13 protein-coding genes are annotated in these 18,404 nt (G+C 36.1%); 6 read left to right on the top strand and 7 right to left on the bottom strand.

The features are described 5' to 3' along the window. Window positions 1–3,036, top strand: a complete 3,036-nt coding sequence (locus EG342_RS09105; RefSeq protein ID WP_103291678.1) for an SbcC/MukB-like Walker B domain-containing protein — start codon at window positions 1–3, stop codon at window positions 3,034–3,036. A gap of 216 nt (window positions 3,037–3,252) precedes the next feature. On the opposite strand, the gene EG342_RS09100 is transcribed toward EG342_RS09105, so the two are convergent. After that, a complete protein-coding gene (locus EG342_RS09100; protein WP_103291679.1) occupies window positions 3,253–4,278 on the bottom strand; it encodes an LLM class flavin-dependent oxidoreductase in 1,026 nt (341 codons plus the stop codon). Window positions 4,279–4,712: 434 nt separating this feature from the next. Next, complete coding sequence (locus tag EG342_RS09095) at window positions 4,713–6,851, bottom strand: S9 family peptidase (protein WP_103291680.1); 2,139 nt, start codon at window positions 6,849–6,851, stop codon at window positions 4,713–4,715. Between the two features lie 339 nt (window positions 6,852–7,190). Between EG342_RS09095 and EG342_RS09090 the strand changes: the two genes are divergently transcribed. Continuing rightward, window positions 7,191–7,703: a YceI family protein gene (locus EG342_RS09090; RefSeq protein ID WP_103291681.1), complete on the top strand. Its 513-nt coding sequence runs from the start codon at window positions 7,191–7,193 to the stop codon at window positions 7,701–7,703. 81 nt (window positions 7,704–7,784) lie between these two features. Next, a complete protein-coding gene (ygiD, locus tag EG342_RS09085) occupies window positions 7,785–8,612 on the top strand; it encodes a 4,5-DOPA-extradiol-dioxygenase (protein ID WP_103291682.1) in 828 nt (275 codons plus the stop codon). Between the two features lie 129 nt (window positions 8,613–8,741). Here the strand turns inward: ygiD and EG342_RS09080 are convergent, their stop codons facing one another. From EG342_RS09080 to hutH, 3 genes are all read right to left on the bottom strand, one after another. Then, on the bottom strand, window positions 8,742–10,223 hold the full coding sequence (locus EG342_RS09080; protein WP_103291683.1) for a S8 family peptidase: 1,482 nt from the start codon (window positions 10,221–10,223) through the stop codon (window positions 8,742–8,744). Between the two features lie 137 nt (window positions 10,224–10,360). Continuing rightward, complete coding sequence (locus tag EG342_RS09075) at window positions 10,361–10,807, bottom strand: GNAT family N-acetyltransferase (protein ID WP_103291684.1); 447 nt, start codon at window positions 10,805–10,807, stop codon at window positions 10,361–10,363. Window positions 10,808–10,886: 79 nt separating this feature from the next. Continuing rightward, window positions 10,887–12,374 (bottom strand): histidine ammonia-lyase, encoded by a 1,488-nt coding sequence (hutH, locus tag EG342_RS09070; RefSeq protein WP_103291685.1) that lies wholly within the window; start codon window positions 12,372–12,374, stop codon window positions 10,887–10,889. A gap of 130 nt (window positions 12,375–12,504) precedes the next feature. Here hutH and EG342_RS09065 point away from each other — a divergent pair, with 130 nt between their 5' ends. The 3 genes from EG342_RS09065 to EG342_RS09055 all read left to right on the top strand — a co-directional run bounded on the left by EG342_RS09065 (window position 12,505) and on the right by EG342_RS09055 (window position 16,169). Next, a complete protein-coding gene (locus tag EG342_RS09065; protein WP_103291686.1) occupies window positions 12,505–13,266 on the top strand; it encodes a hypothetical protein in 762 nt (253 codons plus the stop codon). Window positions 13,267–13,352: 86 nt separating this feature from the next. Beyond that, window positions 13,353–15,146: an excinuclease ABC subunit UvrC gene (uvrC, locus tag EG342_RS09060; protein ID WP_103291687.1), complete on the top strand. Its 1,794-nt coding sequence runs from the start codon at window positions 13,353–13,355 to the stop codon at window positions 15,144–15,146. Window positions 15,147–15,395: 249 nt separating this feature from the next. Next, window positions 15,396–16,169, top strand: coding sequence for a T9SS type A sorting domain-containing protein (locus tag EG342_RS09055; RefSeq protein WP_103291688.1), 774 nt, complete (start codon window positions 15,396–15,398; stop codon window positions 16,167–16,169). Window positions 16,170–16,522: 353 nt separating this feature from the next. Here EG342_RS09055 and EG342_RS09050 read toward each other — a convergent pair whose 3' ends face one another. Together EG342_RS09050 and EG342_RS09045 are read right to left on the bottom strand one after the other, a co-directional pair. Further along, the gene (locus EG342_RS09050; protein ID WP_103291689.1) at window positions 16,523–17,293 is read right to left on the bottom strand and encodes a hypothetical protein; all 771 of its coding nucleotides are present in this window, start codon (window positions 17,291–17,293) and stop codon (window positions 16,523–16,525) included. Window positions 17,294–17,305: 12 nt separating this feature from the next. After that, window positions 17,306–18,388 (bottom strand): putative type IX sorting system protein PorV2, encoded by a 1,083-nt coding sequence (locus EG342_RS09045; protein ID WP_103291690.1) that lies wholly within the window; start codon window positions 18,386–18,388, stop codon window positions 17,306–17,308. Window positions 18,389–18,404: the final 16 nt, after the last annotated feature.

Raw genomic sequence — 18,404 nt, 5'->3', positions numbered from 1 at the left:
ATGATTCCTGTACAATTAACGATCGAAGGACTTTATTCCTACCAGGAACGTCAAATTATTGATTTCAGAAATCTTACCGAAGCTGGATTGTTTGGTATTTTCGGGGCTGTGGGCTCCGGAAAATCGTCGGTTCTTGAAGCGATTTCATTTGCTTTATACGGTGAAACAGAACGTCTGAATATGCGTGACAAAAGAGCTTATAACATGATGAATCTAAAGTCGAATTCTTCTTATATAGAATTTGATTTCATCAATTATGAGAATAAGCTATTCCGGGCAACCAGGGATTTCAGGCGTAATTCTAAAAAATTTGAAGATGTAAAGCCCTATTCTGTTGCTTTTTATGAGAATAGTAATGGCAAATGGGTTCCTTTGGATCATACCAATGCAGAAACAATTATTGGTTTAAGCTATTCGAACTTCAAAAGAACGATCATTATCCCACAGGGACAGTTTAAAGAATTCCTTGAATTAGGCGCTGCAGAAAGAACGAATATGATGAAGGAGATCTTTAATCTTCAGAAATTTGATCTTCAGAATAACGTTTCCGTGCTCAATACAAAAAACAGATCTGAACTGGATCAACTTGAGGGACAATTAAAAGGTTTTGAGGAAATTGATGAGGAAAAAATTCAACTTCAGAAAGGATTTTTAACGGAAGAGCAAAAAAAGCTTACCGATTCCAATGAAAAGTTGGAGAAGATTTCCAACACTTATCAACAATTAAAAAATTTAAAAACTGATTTTGAAAGTTTAAAACAGAATAAAGAAAATTTCGGAAAACTCTCTGAACAAAAGCCTCAAATGGATGCTCTGGAAATACGGACAGAATTATATGATCGTGTTTTCAGAATTTTCAATCCTTTACTTGTTGAAAAAAATAAGCTTGTAAAAGAAATTTCAGATAAACAGGCTGAAAAGGAGAAGCAGACTCAAACACTACAGGAAACTGCAGCCGCTTTTAAGACCGTAAAAGAGCAACTTGCTATTCTGGAGCCCAAATTCCAGGTATTGGATCAGTCTAAAATACAGGAAAATGACCTGAGTCTGATTATTACGATTTTAAAGTCTTCTGATGAGATTAAAATTCTCAATGAAAGGACTCAAAACGGTTCTCAGAAAGTAACGGAAGTTGAAACTCATAAAACCAGCATTCAGAAAAAGATTGATGAACTTTCTCAGCATATTATTGCTTTAAAAGAAAAAAAGCTTGATACAGCCTTGGTTTCAAGTGTTGGAAATTGGTTTCTGCAACTTAAGAACTTTAAAAAATCACAGCAGGAACAGGTTGAAAAAATTGAAAAACAGCAAAAGCAACTTGAAGCAGTTTCTGATGAATTAAAACCATTTAACTTTCAGGAAAATTATAAAGAAGTCTTCAATACAAAAAAAGAGCTTCTTGAAACAAACAGGAAAGAGTTTTCCCAAAAACTGGATCATTTAAAAATTCAAAAAGAGCTTTCTCAGTTTGCAAGCGAGCTTCATAATGGAGAAGCATGCCCGTTGTGCGGTTCCAAAGAGCATCCGGATATTGTAGAATTCCACGATGTCAATGCGGAAATCCTGGCGATTCAGGAAAAAATAACAGCTATTGAAAAGGAAATTCTAAGTCTTCAAAAACAGGAAACTGAAATTGAAAAAATCCTTGACAGAAAAAAAATCTTTGAAGAGCAACTGGTCGCTGAACAAAAAAAATCAGCTCAGCTTCAAACGGAGATTGAAAATCATCTTCAGCATTTTACGTGGAAACAATTCAGTCCAGATCGGGAGGATGATTTTGAGAAAAAAAGGGAAGAATCTTTTGCTGTAGAAAAGAAAATTGGAGAGGCCGAGCAAAACCTTTCTACAGAACGTGAAACTCTGGAAAAGGAACATAAAATTTTAGAAAAATATAAATCTGCTCTGGAAACTTTTAAACTGGAAGAGGTTACCAAGCAAGAGCAAATTAATATCAGTCGTTCCAACGTAAAAACGCTGGAATGGAATCTTTATGAGCAGAAAACAATAGCAGAAGTAGAAGCTAAGTATCAAAAGTTGGTGCAGTCTAATACTGAAACAGAAAAAAATTATCAGATTGCCACCCAGCAGGAAAAGGTTCTTGCACCTCAGCTGGCAGAACAAAAAGCCATTGTAAGTCAGTCTGAAAAACAAATTAGTGAACTTGAAAAAGAAGTTTCTCAAAATGCGGTGGTAATTTCCAATGCCTTGGCAGAACAGAAATTCAGTAATTTTAAAGAGGTTGAAGGTATTTTAGCTCAGGAAATCAATATTCAGCAGGCCAGAGCTTACATCCAAAAGTTTACAATTGATTTCGAAACTTTAAAAAAGGTCATTGAAGGTCTGGAGCTGAAACTCAAAGATCTTTCATTCAATGATGAACAATTTTCTCTTGCTGAGCAACAGTTTACGGAGGTCAAAAATGAAGTCCAGCGAATCAACGATTCTGTTGTAAAAATGATGACTGAGATTGAGAGGCTGGAAAAAGAGTTTCTTAAAAAGGAAGATTTGCAAAAGGAGTTTTCAAAGCTTCAGAAGCGCTCTGAAAATCTGAAACTGATGATAAACTTATTCAAAGGGGCTGGTTTTGTGCAGTATGTTTCATCTATTTACTTAAGACAGCTTTGTGATCATGCCAATGTACGTTTCCATCGAATGACCAGAAATCAGCTCAGCCTGCAGCTTAATGAAAACAACGATTTTGAAATCATCGATTACCTCAACGAAGGCAGAAGCAGAAGTGTAAAAACGCTGTCGGGCGGACAGTCTTTTCAGGTATCGCTAAGTCTCGCACTGGCTTTGGCAGAAAGTGTTCAGGCAAATGCACAGGCAGAGAAAAACTTTTTCTTTATTGATGAAGGTTTTGGAACTCAGGACACGGAATCAGTTAATATTGTTTTTGAAACTCTAACTAATCTGATGAAAGAAAACAGGATTGTAGGAATTATCTCGCACGTGGAAGAACTGAAAGAAAAGATTCCAACTGCACTTACTATTATCAAGGATGAAGAAAGAGGAAGCTTGATTGAAATAGTCTAACTTATATTATTTTAAACCATAAAAGTCACAAAACTTTATTTTTAAACACTTTAGTTCACTTAAGTTGAAAATTACACTGCAAAAAGTTCACATAAGTTGAAAATCAAAGATTTTCATAAGGCTTAAGTGTACTTCCTATGCGTAAAGCTTGTCCCTTAAAAAGAACTAAAGTGTTTAAAGACTTTTGTGACTTTTATGGTTAAATACTATGAATAATTACAGGTTTTGCACCAACGGTTTTACTTCTTTCCCGAATAGTTCAATAGACTTCATCATAATGTCATGAGCAGGATCTCCAACGTCCATATGGCCAATGAATCTTGTAATTCCGAAAAGCTCTTTCATATAAGCAATTTTGTCTGCTACTTCTGCCGGACTTCCGATAAACAGAGCGCCGTCTTTACTTCTTCCACCATCATACTGCATCTTTGTGTACGGTGCCCAACCTCGGGATGCTCCTATCCTATCCATCTGAGATTTATAATTGTTGAAATATCCATCTACTATTTTCTCATCATCACTCACAAAAGTATGGGAGTGAACGGCAATCTGCATGTTGGCAACATCATGTCCTGCTTTTTGATATTCCTGTTTATAAAACTCAATCAGATTTTTAAACTGAATCGGCATACCACCAATAATCGCTACTACTAGAGGCATTCCTAATTGTGCAGCACTTAAAACAGATTGTGGTGTACCTCCAACTGCTCTCCAGATAGACAATTTCCCGTCATTTTTTGCTCTGGGATAAACGGTTTGGTTCTGCATAGGTGCGCGAAGTTTTCCTGACCATGTTACGTTTTCTTCGGAATTAATTTTCAACAGTAATTCCAGTTTTTCATCAAATAATTCTTCATAATCATTCAATGAATATCCATATAGCGGAAATGACTCAATAAAGCTTCCACGGCCTACAAATATCTCTGCTCTTCCGTCTGAAATCAAATCCAGTGTTGAAAAGTCCTCATATACTTTTACCGGTTCCGAAGAACTTAAAACCGTCACTCCACTTGCTAATTTTATATTTTTGGTAATACTGGCTGCTGCTGCCAATACCATTTCCGGAGATGAAACCGCATAATCGGGACGATGGTGTTCACCCATGGCAAAAACATCAATTCCTACCTCGTCCATTAATTTTATCTGATCCAATATTTCACGGATCTTTATTCCTGCATCTCTATATTTTCCGGTTGACTGGTCTAAAGCCAAATCCCCGAACATTCCTATTCCTAATTCCATATTGTTGATTTTAGTAATGCAAAATTACAGCTATAAAATGTCAGATGCATTGATGTTTGGTAAGATCGAAGGGTATACTTTAAGCATTAATAAATTCGGTTTTTATATTGTTGGAAAGCGCAAGGGGATTAAAAATTATGCCGTTTTTAAGTCGCAAGAAAATCGAAGATTTTCAGCAAGAGATTTTTAATATTTTCTCGCGAAGATAGGAAATCAGGTAGGTTCATTTTAAGCGATCATCTGCGAAATCCGTGTAATCTACGGGAAATAAAAATAATCATTCGTGAATTCATGACAATTATTTAGCCTTTTACAATTTTATTACAGATAAAATCCTTGCGCCTTACAACAGTATCACATCAACTTTCTTTGCGCCCTTGCGATTTCAAACAAAAATCAACAAAAAATCCAACCAAAATGGCTGGATTTTCTCATTATTTCTTCAGATACAGATCAAAATAATCTGTGATTTTCTGCATCAGGTGAACTCTGTCTTTTCCGATCACATTGTGCGGGTGTCCTGGGTAAGCAAAATAATCAAGCTGTACTCCGTTATCAACGGCTGCTTTGATGAACTTAATAGAATGTTGCCAAACTACAACGTCATCCTGCGCTCCATGGATCATCAATAGCTTTCCTTTCAGGTTCTGAACTTTGTCCAGAAGATTAGCTGTTGCATATCCCTGTGGATTTTCCTGTGGCGTATCCATATATCTTTCACCATACATGATTTCGTACATATTCCATTCGATAACAGGCCCTCCTGCAACGCCTACTTTAAAGACATCCGGCTTACGAAGCATGAAACTTGTAGTCATAAATCCTCCGAAGCTCCATCCGTGAATTCCCATTTTATCAGCATTTACGTAAGGAAGAGATTTTAAATATTCCACACCTTTCATCTGATCGTTCATTTCCGTTGTTCCCAGGTTTCTGAAAACAGCCTGCTCAAACTTCATCCCACGGTTGGAAGATCCTCTTCCGTCCATTGTGAAAATAATATATCCGTTTTGTGCCATGTATTCATACCAAAGGTTTCCGGAAGCCGGGAAAGAGTTGGTTATCAATTGTAGGTGTGGCCCGTTGTACAAATAAACGATTGTCGGGTATTTTTTATTAGGATCAAAATTCGTTGGAAGAATGATCTTTCCATATAAAGGTGTACCGTCGTCTGCTTTTAACTCTACATTTTTAATTTCCGGTCTCTGATAATTCTTTAATGGATTTTCAGAAGTAAGAATATTGGTAGATTTTAAATTGTTTGTATTGATAATATTACCAACTCTCGGCGAGTTTGCATTGCTGTATGCATCAAACAAATAATTTCCGTCACTACTCAATGTTCCGATGTGCATTCCCGGAGCATCATCCAGTCTCTGCATTTTGAAATTAGCCCAATTGATCTTATATAAATGTCTTTCTAAAGGTGTTTCTTTTGTTGACGTAAAGAAAATTTCTTTTTTCTTTTCATTAAAACCTAAGATATCCGTTACCAACCAGTCTCCTTTTGTAATCTGTGCTACAAGTCCTTTTTCCAGGCTGTAGTGGAAAAGATGGTTATAACCGGTTCTCTGACTTTGCCAGATGAAGTCTGTATTGGAATTTGGAAAGAAAGTAAGCGGATGCTGTGGTTCAACATATTTACTGTCTTTTTCTTCGAATAAGGTTTTCACCAATTCTCCTGTCACAGCATCATATTGATTCATTTTCATATGATTCTGACCTCTGTTTAAGACGCCTACAAAAATATATTTTGAATCCGGGCTCCAGGTAACGGCTGTTAAATATTGATCTTTTTCACCTTCAATTTTTAAGAAAGTGGTTGTTTGATTTTTAATATTGAAAACCCCTAAAGTTACCTGATGAGAAGTTTGACCTGCCATCGGATATTTAATGTTGTGGCTAACGGCCGGAGTTACTGACCAGTCAATGATCGGGTAATCTGCGACCATACTCTGATCCATTTTATAGAAAGCTACACTTTCTGAGTTGGGAGCAGGAAAAATTCCGGTATCAATTCCGAATTCATTACGGTGAACCGCTTGTCCGCTGATGATATTTTCATTAGCCTCATTGGTTACCGCAATCGTTTTACCGTTTTTATTAACAAATAAATTGTTCTTTGCTGTAAAGGCAAAAGTCTGACCGTCCCCGAACATTTTTACATTAGCCGCATCCTGATCTACTGTGGCTGAGTTTTTTACTTTCCAGTCACTTCCTGATTTTTCAATCCAGAACATTTTGCCACCGTTATTGAAATAACCCTGGGAGGTTCCTGCAAACTTAATCTGTGGAACTGCTTTCAGCTTATCATTTGAAAATTGTTTATTCAGCTGGGTTAAAGAAACCAGGGTGTCTTGTTTATTGGTTTTCAAATCTGTAACCAAATATCCTCCTTTCACCGATTGGATATACGATTTTCCGTCTGCAGACCATGAAAATTGTGAAATATTTTTCACTGCAAGATTGGTTCTCATCCCATTTACAGCCTCCGCCATAGTAAATTTTTGGGTCTGAGCAAATGCTGAGCTGCCCAAAACCAGTATCAATAAAGAAAATTTATATAATTTCATTGCATAAAATTGAATCCATCAAAAATAAGAAATAAAAACCATCCGTTAATAAACGTTAAAATAAAACATTCGTAAAATAGAATTAATGAATTGATTTAAATTATTCCTTAACTTAATAGTAGAATTTTTTGGAGTTGAAAATGGAGAATTGAAAGTTGAAGATTAATAGATATGCACCATTCACTTGCGAAGCAATATCGACTGTTAACTTTACTCTTAATTGATTCAAAATTGACAATTTTAAGTGTAAACAGCATTTCTTATCCTATATCAATGACTTGTATATGTGCTGTATCCTAAATTTGCATCATTAATAACAAACAAAAAATATAAAATACAATGGCAACAAAATGGAACCTAGACCCTACGCATAGTGAAATTACTTTCAAAGTAAAACACATGATGATCTCTAACGTAAAAGGAAGCTTCAGAACTTTCACTGCAGAAATTGAAGCAGAGGATGATACTTTCGCTAATGCAAAAACTACAGCAACTATCCAGACTGATTCTGTATTTACCAACAATACTGACAGAGATAATCACTTAAAGTCCGGTGAGTTTTTCAATGCTGAACAATATCCTACCATTACTTTTGACTCTCAGGCACTGAATGATCAGGTAGTAGGAAATCTTACCATCAATGGAATTACAAAACCTGTAACATTGGATGTAGATTTCGGAGGAATCAATGTTGACCCATGGGGAAATACAAAAGCTGGATTCTCTTTTGAAGGAAAAATCAGTAGAAAAGACTTCGGATTAAACTGGAATGCAGCTCTTGAAGCAGGAGGTGTGATGGTAAGTGACGATGTAAAAGTAGCCGGAGAATTACAGTTTGTAAAGCAAGCATAGTTTTTTAACATACATTATAAAAGGTTCAGGGATTTGTCTAAAAGCCTTGAACCTTTATTTTTTTATAAATCTTCAATATTTATGAACCTTAACGATCTTCAAAACATAAGCGAAAGTTTTAATACAACTCAGAGAATGCCCGTTTTATTTCTTGGACACGGATCGCCTATGAATGCTATTGAAGAAAATCAGTTTGTACAGGGATTTCGAAAAGCAGCTACAGAAATTCCTAAGCCTAATGCTATTTTATGTATTTCTGCACATTGGTATACGGAGGGAACTTTTGTTACCGCCATGAAAATGCCTAAAACCATTCACGACTTTTATGGTTTTCCAAAAGCATTATTTGATGTGCAATACCCGGCACCCGGAAGTCCTGAACTGGCACATGAAACCGCAGAACTTTTACTACCCATCGAGGTAGAGGAAGATCACAACTGGGGACTTGATCACGGTGCCTGGTCTGTTATCAAACATATGTATCCTGAAGCAGATATTCCTGTGATACAGCTCAGTATTGACCATACAAAACCAGCTCAATATCACTACGATCTGGCAAAACGCCTGAATAAGCTTCGCGAAAAAGGAATTTTAATTATCGGAAGCGGAAATATTGTTCATAACCTTCGCCTTATCGACTGGAAAAATATCGATACAGTAGGTGCCGGCTGGGATTGGGCAATAGAAGCACGTGAAAAGACCAACAACTGGATGCTGGATGGTAATTTCCAAAATATTATCGAGTATCAGAAACAAGGTACTTTTTTACAATATGCTGTTCCTACTCCCGACCATTACCTCCCGTTAATTTATACTCTGGGATTAAAGGATACATCCGAGGAACTGACATTATTTAATGATGAGCTTATTGGCGGCTCGCTAAGTATGACCAGTGTAAGAATTGGATAAAATACAGGATGAAAATGAGGGAAAGCCACTCATTTCTTTTTATGATTAAAAAACTTTCTCTGAAAATAAAAAGGAAATACCTCAGCTGAGATATTTCCTTTCCTTTTATAGTCTGTTTATTATTTGTTTTTATTGTACCGCCTGTAATACATTGATATTTCCATACCCATAACTGGAGTTTACATTTGGATAATAAGTAGCCGATTGCCTCATTTTATTAAGAACCTGATCTCTTGTCCATGAAGGATTTTTAGCCCAAACTAAAGCCGCAATACCTGCGGTGGCTGCGGTTGCTACTGAAGAACCACCTACATAATCAGACTGTCCGTTATAGTAACTCAGAACAGGCACTGTATTTCCTGACGCTCTTTCCATCTGGAAGGTAAAATCAATCTGGCTTCCGGAATGGCAGACATTACATTTCTGATTGGAAGTTCCTTCCTTCACCCCTGTTATTGCTTGTGTTTCCGACATTGATGCTGGAAAAATAACCCCTACAAAATTGGTAAAGCTTGTTGAGGTTCCTCCTGCACAGAAGATTAGTTTTCCTCTGTTATAGGCATATTTTACCCCATCTTCTATTTTTCCCACTGAAAAAATATGTCCCATTGACATGGAAATGATTTTTACATTGGCATTGTTACCCAACTCCGTGAACGCGGTTTTTACTCCGTTTTGTTCGTTGGAAGTTTCCAATACTACATTTTCAGCAGCTCTGTAAGCAATTAAATTCGCGTTATAAGCTACTCCTACAGGCAATCCTGCATTATTTCTTGGCGCTGTCATTACTGAAGCCATTTTGGTTCCGTGTCCACACTGGTCATTAGGACCATCTGAGTTGAATACCCCAAACTTACTGATGCTTCTACCCGATGATGCTCCGTTATTAAAGCTATTCCCAAGCAAAGTCTGTTCTGGTGAGACTCCTGTATCCACAAGACCGATAGTTACACCGGCACCTGTACTGTAGTTCCAGGCATCAGGAATATTATGTTTTGCAAAGGCCCACGGAATTTTTGCCCCCGGAGTGGTTGATGTATAGTCGGCTGCATTTAATGCTGTTGAAGAGAAACCACATCCCGAAGAGCCGCTGCCGGAAGATTTTGATGTTAAATTATACTTATTTTCAATTTCAAAATAATGATAATCCGCTGGCTCTACATATCGGATATTTTTCATCTGCCTAAGTGCTGTTAAAGTCTCTTCATTTTGGATGACAATATCCATCTGGTTAAGATATTTATCCGAATTAAGAAGAAATCTGGCAGGTTCTATTCCTTCGTATTTTTTGATGAGTTCTACAATTTCATTCTCCATATTTTTATTATCAGGAGATTTGCTTCTGTCAAAATCATCCTTTGAAGAACCGAAGCCTACAGAAGCCATTTTGTTTCCACGGAAAATAGCACTCCATAAAAAGTGATCAGATTCATTACTCCAATTGAAAGAGCCGTCCGTTTTAATAGATTGATTGATTCTCTCGTTGATCTGTTTTTCTGTCAACGGATCTTTTTGAGCCATTTCGGTTTTAGGGCTTTCATTTTGAAGTTCATCCCTTGTACAGGAGTGTAAAGCAATGCATAAAGCTAATAAGAATACACTTTTTTTCATATGTTATAATTTTGGTTGTGTGCCACAATATAACACTTTAATGGGAATTACAAACTTTTTAAAAATGAATTTAGCATTACATGAATATTAATGATCGCCTATGAACCAATCTCTTACCAACGCAAACCCCAAAGAGTCTAAAGTATCTTTTCGTAACACACGCTTTGATCTACTCCTATATATTGTCCATAATTTGGAATCCTGTAAAATCCACTTTTTTCATATACGGAAATTGCATTATCCAATTCTGATGAAGTTTCCAGTATTGCTTTTTTAAAACCGGACTCTTTAGCCCAACTTTCCAATTCTGATACAATGGCTGAACCCAGCCCTTTTTTTCTAAATTTGGGATCGGTGAACATTCTTTTGATCTCTACAGCATCTTCTGAAAATGGTTTGAAGGCTCCACAAGCGGCCGGAATATTATCTACATAAACCACTATACAATTCTTAATCGTATCAATTGTGTTAAATTGGTTAAAGAAATCGTGATCATCGCCATTGTGTTCAGCCAAAGTAGAATCTAGTAATTTCACTAAATTTCTGAAATCCTGGTTCGTGGAATCTGTTCTGCGTATCGTCATGTTTTGATAAAAATTAAATCATTTAAAAAATATTCAGAAATAAAAAAGCTCCCTTTCGGAAGCTTCAATGTTATTTGATTTAGTTGACAACAAATTTTCTCTCATTGATCAATTCTGCGATTGCCAGCATATCTTTCCCGATCAATCTGTCCTCTTCAAGCTTGGAAACTTTAGAACGAAGAATAGCAAAATTTTCTTCAATTATTTTAGAACATTTGGATGGTCGCCTGAATTCTAATCCCTGAGCGGCAAACATTAATTCTACGGATAAAATATTCACCAGATTACCCAGAACCTGATTGAATTTTCTACCGGAAATACTTCCCATAGAAACATGGTCTTCCTGTCCTAAACTTGTAGGAATAGAGTCAGCAGACGCCGGGAAACATAAAGTTTTGTTCTCTGTAACCAAAGCTGCTGAAGTGTACTGAGGAATCATAAATCCTGAGTTTAATCCTGAGCTTTCCGTCAATAATCTTGGTAGTCCGTACTTTCCTTCTAATAAAAGGTAGCTTCTTCTGTCTGAAATATTTCCTAATTCAGCCGCGGCCAATGTTGCGTAATCTAAAGGTAAAGCCATTAATTGTCCGTGGAAGTTACCTCCTGAAATAGATTCTTCAGCACTAAGAACAATTGGGTTATCTGTTACTGAGTTGAGCTCTGTTTCAGCCATAGCTTTAAGATGTTCGAATGCATTTCTGCTCGCCCCATGAACCTGTGGCACACATCTCATAGAATAAGGATCCTGAACTCTTTCACAATCTTCGTGAGCCTTCATATTTTCTGATCCCTTTAAAAACTTAAGCATTCTTGCCGCCACCTTTTTACTTCCTTCGAAAGGTCTGATGTCGTGCAGCTCTTTTTTGAACGGACTGGCAGAACCTCTGTAAGCTTCAAGACTCATTGCCGCCGTCATGTCAGCAAGATCTAACAGGTATTCAAACTTTTCAAGTCCTTTGATCGCATGAGCGAGGATAAATTGTGTTCCATTGATTAATCCTAATCCTTCTTTCGGACCTAAAGCTAATGGCTCAAGGTCATGTTTTTTCAAAACTTCCAATGTATCAGCAACCTCGTTTCCTTCCCAAACTTCTCCCAGTCCAAGTAAAGGTAATACCAGATGTGCTAAAGGAGCAAGATCTCCTGAAGCTCCTACAGATCCTTGTTCCGGTACTACGGGGATAATATCTTTTTCAAGCATCAGAATCATTCTCTCGATAACTTCCAGAGAAACACCGGAAAATCCTTTGGACAGAGCATGAACTTTAGCAATCATCATGATTTTGGAAAACTCCTTATCAATAGGCTTTCCTACTCCCACTGCATGAGAAATGATCAGATTGTATTGTAGCTGTGCTGTTTCGTCAGCAGATATTTTAGTATCGCACAACGGTCCGAATCCCGTATTAATCCCATATACACATCGATCAGACTCTACTATTTCCTGTACGTTTTTCTGAGATTTTAAAATTTGTTCTTTGGCGGCTTTGTTCAATTTGGCCTTATTTGGCTTTTTACATATTTCCAGAACATCATGGAAAGTAAAAACATCTACTCCGTATATCATTTCTAAAAAATTTTCTTAAAATTACGCATTTAACAATAATTGGCGAAACTAAATTTCATCGTTCTATATTTTTCTCGAAAGAAGTGAATTAATTTACTATTTTTAGCCCCGAAATTAAAAACAATAATACATGAGACTGAAAACTTTACTGCTTGCTTTATGCGTTGCAGGGAGTACAACCTTCGCCCAGAAAGTAAAATATTCTAAAGAAGACATCAAAAAAATGGAGACTTACCTTTTCAATGAAGGTTTTAACGCTCCATCTCCCAAGAAAACATCAACTATTATTTTAAAAGACGGATCTACTTTTAAAGGTTTTTGTAATAAAATAGAAACCAAGAAAGGCCAGATCTATGAAGTAGCCATTAAAGACAGCGCTACGAAAAAGAACAATACCTATAACGCTGATGACATCAGTGAAATGTATGTGTACCCAAGCAATGCTGAAAAGATTGCCAAAGTTGCCAAATATATGGGTAACATCAGAAATTTTGGAACAAAGAAACTTACCAAGAACACCAATAATGACAGGATTTATTTTGTAAATCAAACGGTTTCTTTAAAGAACAAAAAAGATGATAAAGAATTTCTGATGCAGGTCATCAATCCCGGTTTTGATGATATCATTGCAGTATATCACGATCCGCGAGCCAAAGAAACAGGTGGTTTCTCTATCGGAGGAGGTCCACAGCTGGGAGGTGGTGTGATCAAATCGTATTATATAAAAAAAGGAGATAAAGTAATGTGGCTTCATAAAGATGATTTTGAAGACAATTATGACTTCCTTTTTGGAGACAATCAGGAATTCATGAAAAAATATCCTAAGAAATCTGTTGAATGGGATTATTTCAGTTTTCTTGTGAATGAATACACAACAATGACAAACGGATAAAATATTTTAAACAAATAATTTGAACCTGTGGAGCGATCTGCAGGTTTTCTTTTTTTAAATCTGGAAAGTTTCCTTAATTTTGTTATATGAATCCTTCTTTAGAACTACAGCTCAAAACTTTACCGTCGGAACCCGGTGTTTATCGTTATTATGATAAAAACGAACAGCTATTATACGTCGGTAAAGCCAAAAATTTAAAGAAAAGGGTTCTCTCTTATTTTAATAAAAATCTTTCAGGATACAGGATCAAAATAATGGTCAGCAAAATACAGCGTCTTGAAACAACCATTGTTAACAGTGAGTATGATGCACTTCTTTTGGAAAACAACCTGATCAAGGAGCACCAGCCGTTTTATAATGTCATGTTGAAAGATGACAAAACCTATCCCTGGATTTGTATTAAAAATGAAGATTTTCCGAGAATTTTTCTGACCAGAAATAAAATTAAAGACGGTTCCGAATACTACGGTCCTTATGCAAAGGTACGTCCTGCAAAAATTTTGCTGGATACCATCAAGCATATTTATAAACTCAGAACCTGTAACCTGAATCTGGCTCCAGCGAAAATAGCCGATGGAAAATACAAAGTCTGCCTGGAATATCACATTAAAAATTGTGAAGGACCTTGTGAAGACCTTGAAAGTAAAGAAGATTATGATGAAAAGATAGATGCCATCCGTGGGATTATCAAAGGAGATTTCCGTAAAGCCAAGGATTATCTGGTGAATCAAATGATGAAGCATGCCTCTAATCTTCAGTTTGAGGAAGCTCAGATTATTAAAGAAAGACTGGATATTCTTGAGGACTATCAGGCCAGAAATACAGTTGTTAATCCGAATATTGATGATGTAGATGTTTTCGGAATGACCAGTGACGAGACGGCCGCTTACGTTAATTTCTTTAAAATAAGAAACGGAAATATCATCCAGAGTTTCACTACGGAAATCAAAAAGATCCTTGAAGAAACAGATGAAGACATTATGGAAGAGGCATTGATTGAGATCCGGCAAAAGTTTAACTCCGATTCCAAAGAAGTGCTGCTTCCTTTTCATTTGTCTGTAGAAATACCTAATGTAAAGCTGATCGTTCCAAAAGTTGGTGACAAAAAAAGAATTGTAGAGCTTTCTGAAAAGAATGCAAAAGAATATCGTCTGGAAAAATTAAAGCAGGTGCAAATCATAGATCCCGAAAGACATACCAACAGGATCATGGCTGAAATGCAAAAGTTGCTGAGAATGCCGGTTGAGCCAAGACACATTGAAGGTTTTGATAACTCCAATATTCAGGGAACGAATCCTGTCTCTGCCTGTGTCGTTTTTAAAGATGGAAAACCAAGCAAAGCAGACTATAGAATTTTTCATCCTAAAACTGTAGAAGGTCCCAATGATTTTGCAACGATGGAAGAAGTAATTTACCGCCGTTATAAAAGAATGCTGGATGAAGGTGAAAACTTACCTCAATTGATTCTGATTGATGGTGGAAAGGGTCAGCTTTCTTCTGCCGTAAAAAGCTTACGGTTATTAGGATTGTATGGGAAAATTACCATCGTAGGAATTGCCAAACGACTGGAAGAAATCTTCTTCCCGGAAGATCCTATCCCATTATATCTTGATAAAAAGTCTGAAACTTTAAAAATCCTGCAAAGAGTGCGAGATGAAGCGCACCGTTTCGGAGTAAAGCATCACAGAACAAGAAGAAAAAACTCCACTATAAAATCTGAATTGGAGGAAATTCCGGGCGTTGGTGAAAAAACGATTGAACTTCTGTTATCAAAATTGAAATCTGTTAAAAGAATAAAAGAATCTAATCTGGAAACTTTGGAAGAAATTCTGGGGAAAAGTAAAGCTAAGGTTATATGGGAATTTTTCAATTCGAATTAATAATTTTCAAATACCAATCACTTATTATTGAAAGTCAACCGATTAATCAGCACACTTTTGTTCTAAACAGGTAAAAAGGTGGGTAAATAAATTCCAGAACAAATCAGAATATTAAAAAAATCTGTCAACAAAATCAGAAATTTTTAACAAAAAGATCGTGTAAAAGTATAAATACAATTTAATAAATTCACATAATAGTGATTTAATGTTTTTTTTCTTACATTAGGTATTAATTAAAAAATCACAATTATGAAAAAACACTTCTTCTCTGCAATTTTATTTGCATGCCTTTTATTAGGCTTTAGTCTTGTCAATGGACAAACGTATTGCAATCCAACCTATTCTAATTGTTCCGTTTCTAATTGGAAAATAACTAAAGTGGAAATACCTCAAGTCAACTTCAATGATTCCAATTTTTCGGGAACCTGTTCCACTCAGACTGATAAAACCTCCACAATGATCAATATGAATATCAATACTACCTACACTATTAATGTAACAACCAAAGGATGGCTTAGCTGCGGGATGGCTATAGATTTTAACAAAAACGGAAGCTTTGATGATGCTGGTGAAATATTATTTATGCCAGATTATATTGGAAATAGTCCTCAAACTTATAGTGGCAGTTTTGCTATTCCCTCTTCATTAAGCCCCGGGAATTATAGGATGAGAATTTGGAACCGTCTCGGTAATTCCGTGGAAGGAAACCCATGTGATTCTTTTGGATATGGCAGTTGGGTAGATTATACTTTAGTTATTACACAAACTCTTTCCACAAAGGAAATGTCTTTATCAAAAGCCAAAATCTATCCTAATCCGGTTTCCGATATCCTGACTATTGAAGATACACAAGCAATACAATCAGTTGAAATTTATGATTTTAATGGGAAGCTTATAAAAAATGATTATTCATTAAATAAAAAGAATGCCTCTATTAAACTTTCAAATCTAATTCCAGGTACCTACACGGCTAAAATAAAGACAAGTGCCGGAATACGGGTTTTTAAATTCATAAAAAAATAAAGTATCCATTTTCTAATAAGGGAAGACCGTTTCACTAGTTGGAATGGTCTTTTTAGATTATTTGTGGCATTGATTAAGATGATTTACTATATGTTGAATCCTATTATCTCAAAACAAGACAACATAACACTAAAGCACCATAAACACAGGAAATATAAAACTATAAACATTAATTAATAAAATATTATTTATAAATTAACATTATTTATAATATTTTTCATAAATTAGTATAAGCTAACAAAGACTATACATAAGAATTTGCCTAGTAACTGCATTCAAAGAAAACACATCATCATATATGAACATAAAAGGCTCTTAAAAAGAGCCTTTTATACATATGTATTATATTTCATTTATTTTCCTGTGAAAACTTCTTTAGCATATCTTCCATCAGCCTTAGGCATATCTATCACTATATTTCCATTTTCAAAATAACCTAAAGTTGTACTTCCGTCAGATAGCTTAACAATGAAGACATCTTTCTTGGAAGAAGTTTTAAAAACAGCAAAAGGAACCGAACTTCCAGCCTTAGCTAAAATAAACTGACCTGCATCAACCTGTATTTTTTGAAGATCTACCTGCCCGTTTGAATAATTACTGGCGGGTGGCCCTGAAACCACTTGAGTTGATGTCTCAGAATTTGAAGCTTGTTTTGTAGCATTTGTCTTGTCCTGAACTTGTGTTGACATTTGTGTCGGTGGTAACATCTCAACAGGATTAGAAGCCCCAACTTTTACCAGAGCTTGCTGTAAAGCATCAGGATATCCTGTTTCAAATTCCTTAATATCTGAGCGGCCTTTCGATTCAAGGATTACCTTCTTATTACAATCTTTAAATTGTAGTATTACTTTATTAGTAAACAAGCTCTTATCATTAATTACATCAGCATTAAGGATATTACAAGAATTATCTTTGGCTTCCGAAGGCCACTGATCAACTCCTGCCGGCAAAACCACATAGTTCTTTCCTTTTAAAGCTTTCGTAAGAAATGCTTCCAACCCGAAGCTTCCGCTTTTAAATGTTTCAAACTTTTCAGGGACGGATATATATTTATAATCCGAAACCTTTTGTCCAAAAACAACTGTTGAACATACTGCTAATATAAGTACTGATATCTTTTTCATTCTTTTACCAATTTAATCATTTCTAAATGCTCCCATATCCAGCTTCAATGAGAAGAAGTTGGAATAAAAATTAGAACCGCCTATCCCTGAATTCGTAATAGCATAATCCAAAGTAAGCCCTCTATATCTTATCCCGATACCTGCACTAGGCTGGAAAGAAACTTTTCTCTTAAGGTCTTCTATATCTGTAATAGATTGGAATCTGTTAATCCCCAATCGTACAAAAATCATTTTCTGATAGCCCAGTTCAGCCCCTGCATAAGGACTGATACTTGCAAAATCCGTTGAAATCAATGATGCAGTTTTAGCAAAATCAACATTTAAACCTGCTTCAGGTAATACGTATACACTGCTGTTGATTTGAAATAATTTACTCGCTCCAACATTTAATTTCGGCATGGTAAGCTCCATTTTATCTTTCGGAGCCGGGTTGAATTCTTCTCCGTTGACAACCGTTGACAGTTCTTTTTGATTAATGCTCCAAAAGTTTACCGTGGTTGTAATATCTCTGATCATCCCTCCGAATTTCCAGCCGTTGTCTGCTTTATAGATCGCTCCTACATCAAATCCGAATCCATATCCGTTTGCAAATTTACCCACATTTCTATAAACAATCTTGGCATTCACCCCTACATCCAGGTTAGGATTCCCCCCTGGTCTGAACGCATAGGAAAGGATAGCCGCATAATCAGATTGTGAGAATTTTGTGATTTTATCGTAATCAATATTCCCTTCAGAGTCGATCATCTGAGTGGTATTCAAAATATTATCAACTCCCAGTCTCACTACTGAAACTCCAAAAACACCTTCTTCCAATACCTTGGCATAGGCCAGATAATCATACTTTGCTATAGACTCAAAATATTCGGCGTGCATTGCAGCTCCCTGCCAGTCTCTTTCAATAGACATCAATCCTGCAGGGTTCCACATAGGAGAATACACATCATCCTGATTGGAAATTACTGCTCCTCCCATTGCCAATCCTCTTGCGCCGGCTCCGATATTTAAAAATTCATTGGAATACTTCCTGATAATCTGAGATTGAGACAGCCCAAACAGCAGTGAAAATGCAAGTAAAAAATATTTTTTCATCATATAAATTTGATGCTTA

The sequence above is a fragment of the Chryseobacterium lactis genome (genome assembly GCF_003815875.1).
GTDB classification, from domain to species: domain Bacteria; phylum Bacteroidota; class Bacteroidia; order Flavobacteriales; family Weeksellaceae; genus Chryseobacterium; species Chryseobacterium lactis.
This window is presented reverse-complemented; position numbering and strand designations above follow the sequence as displayed.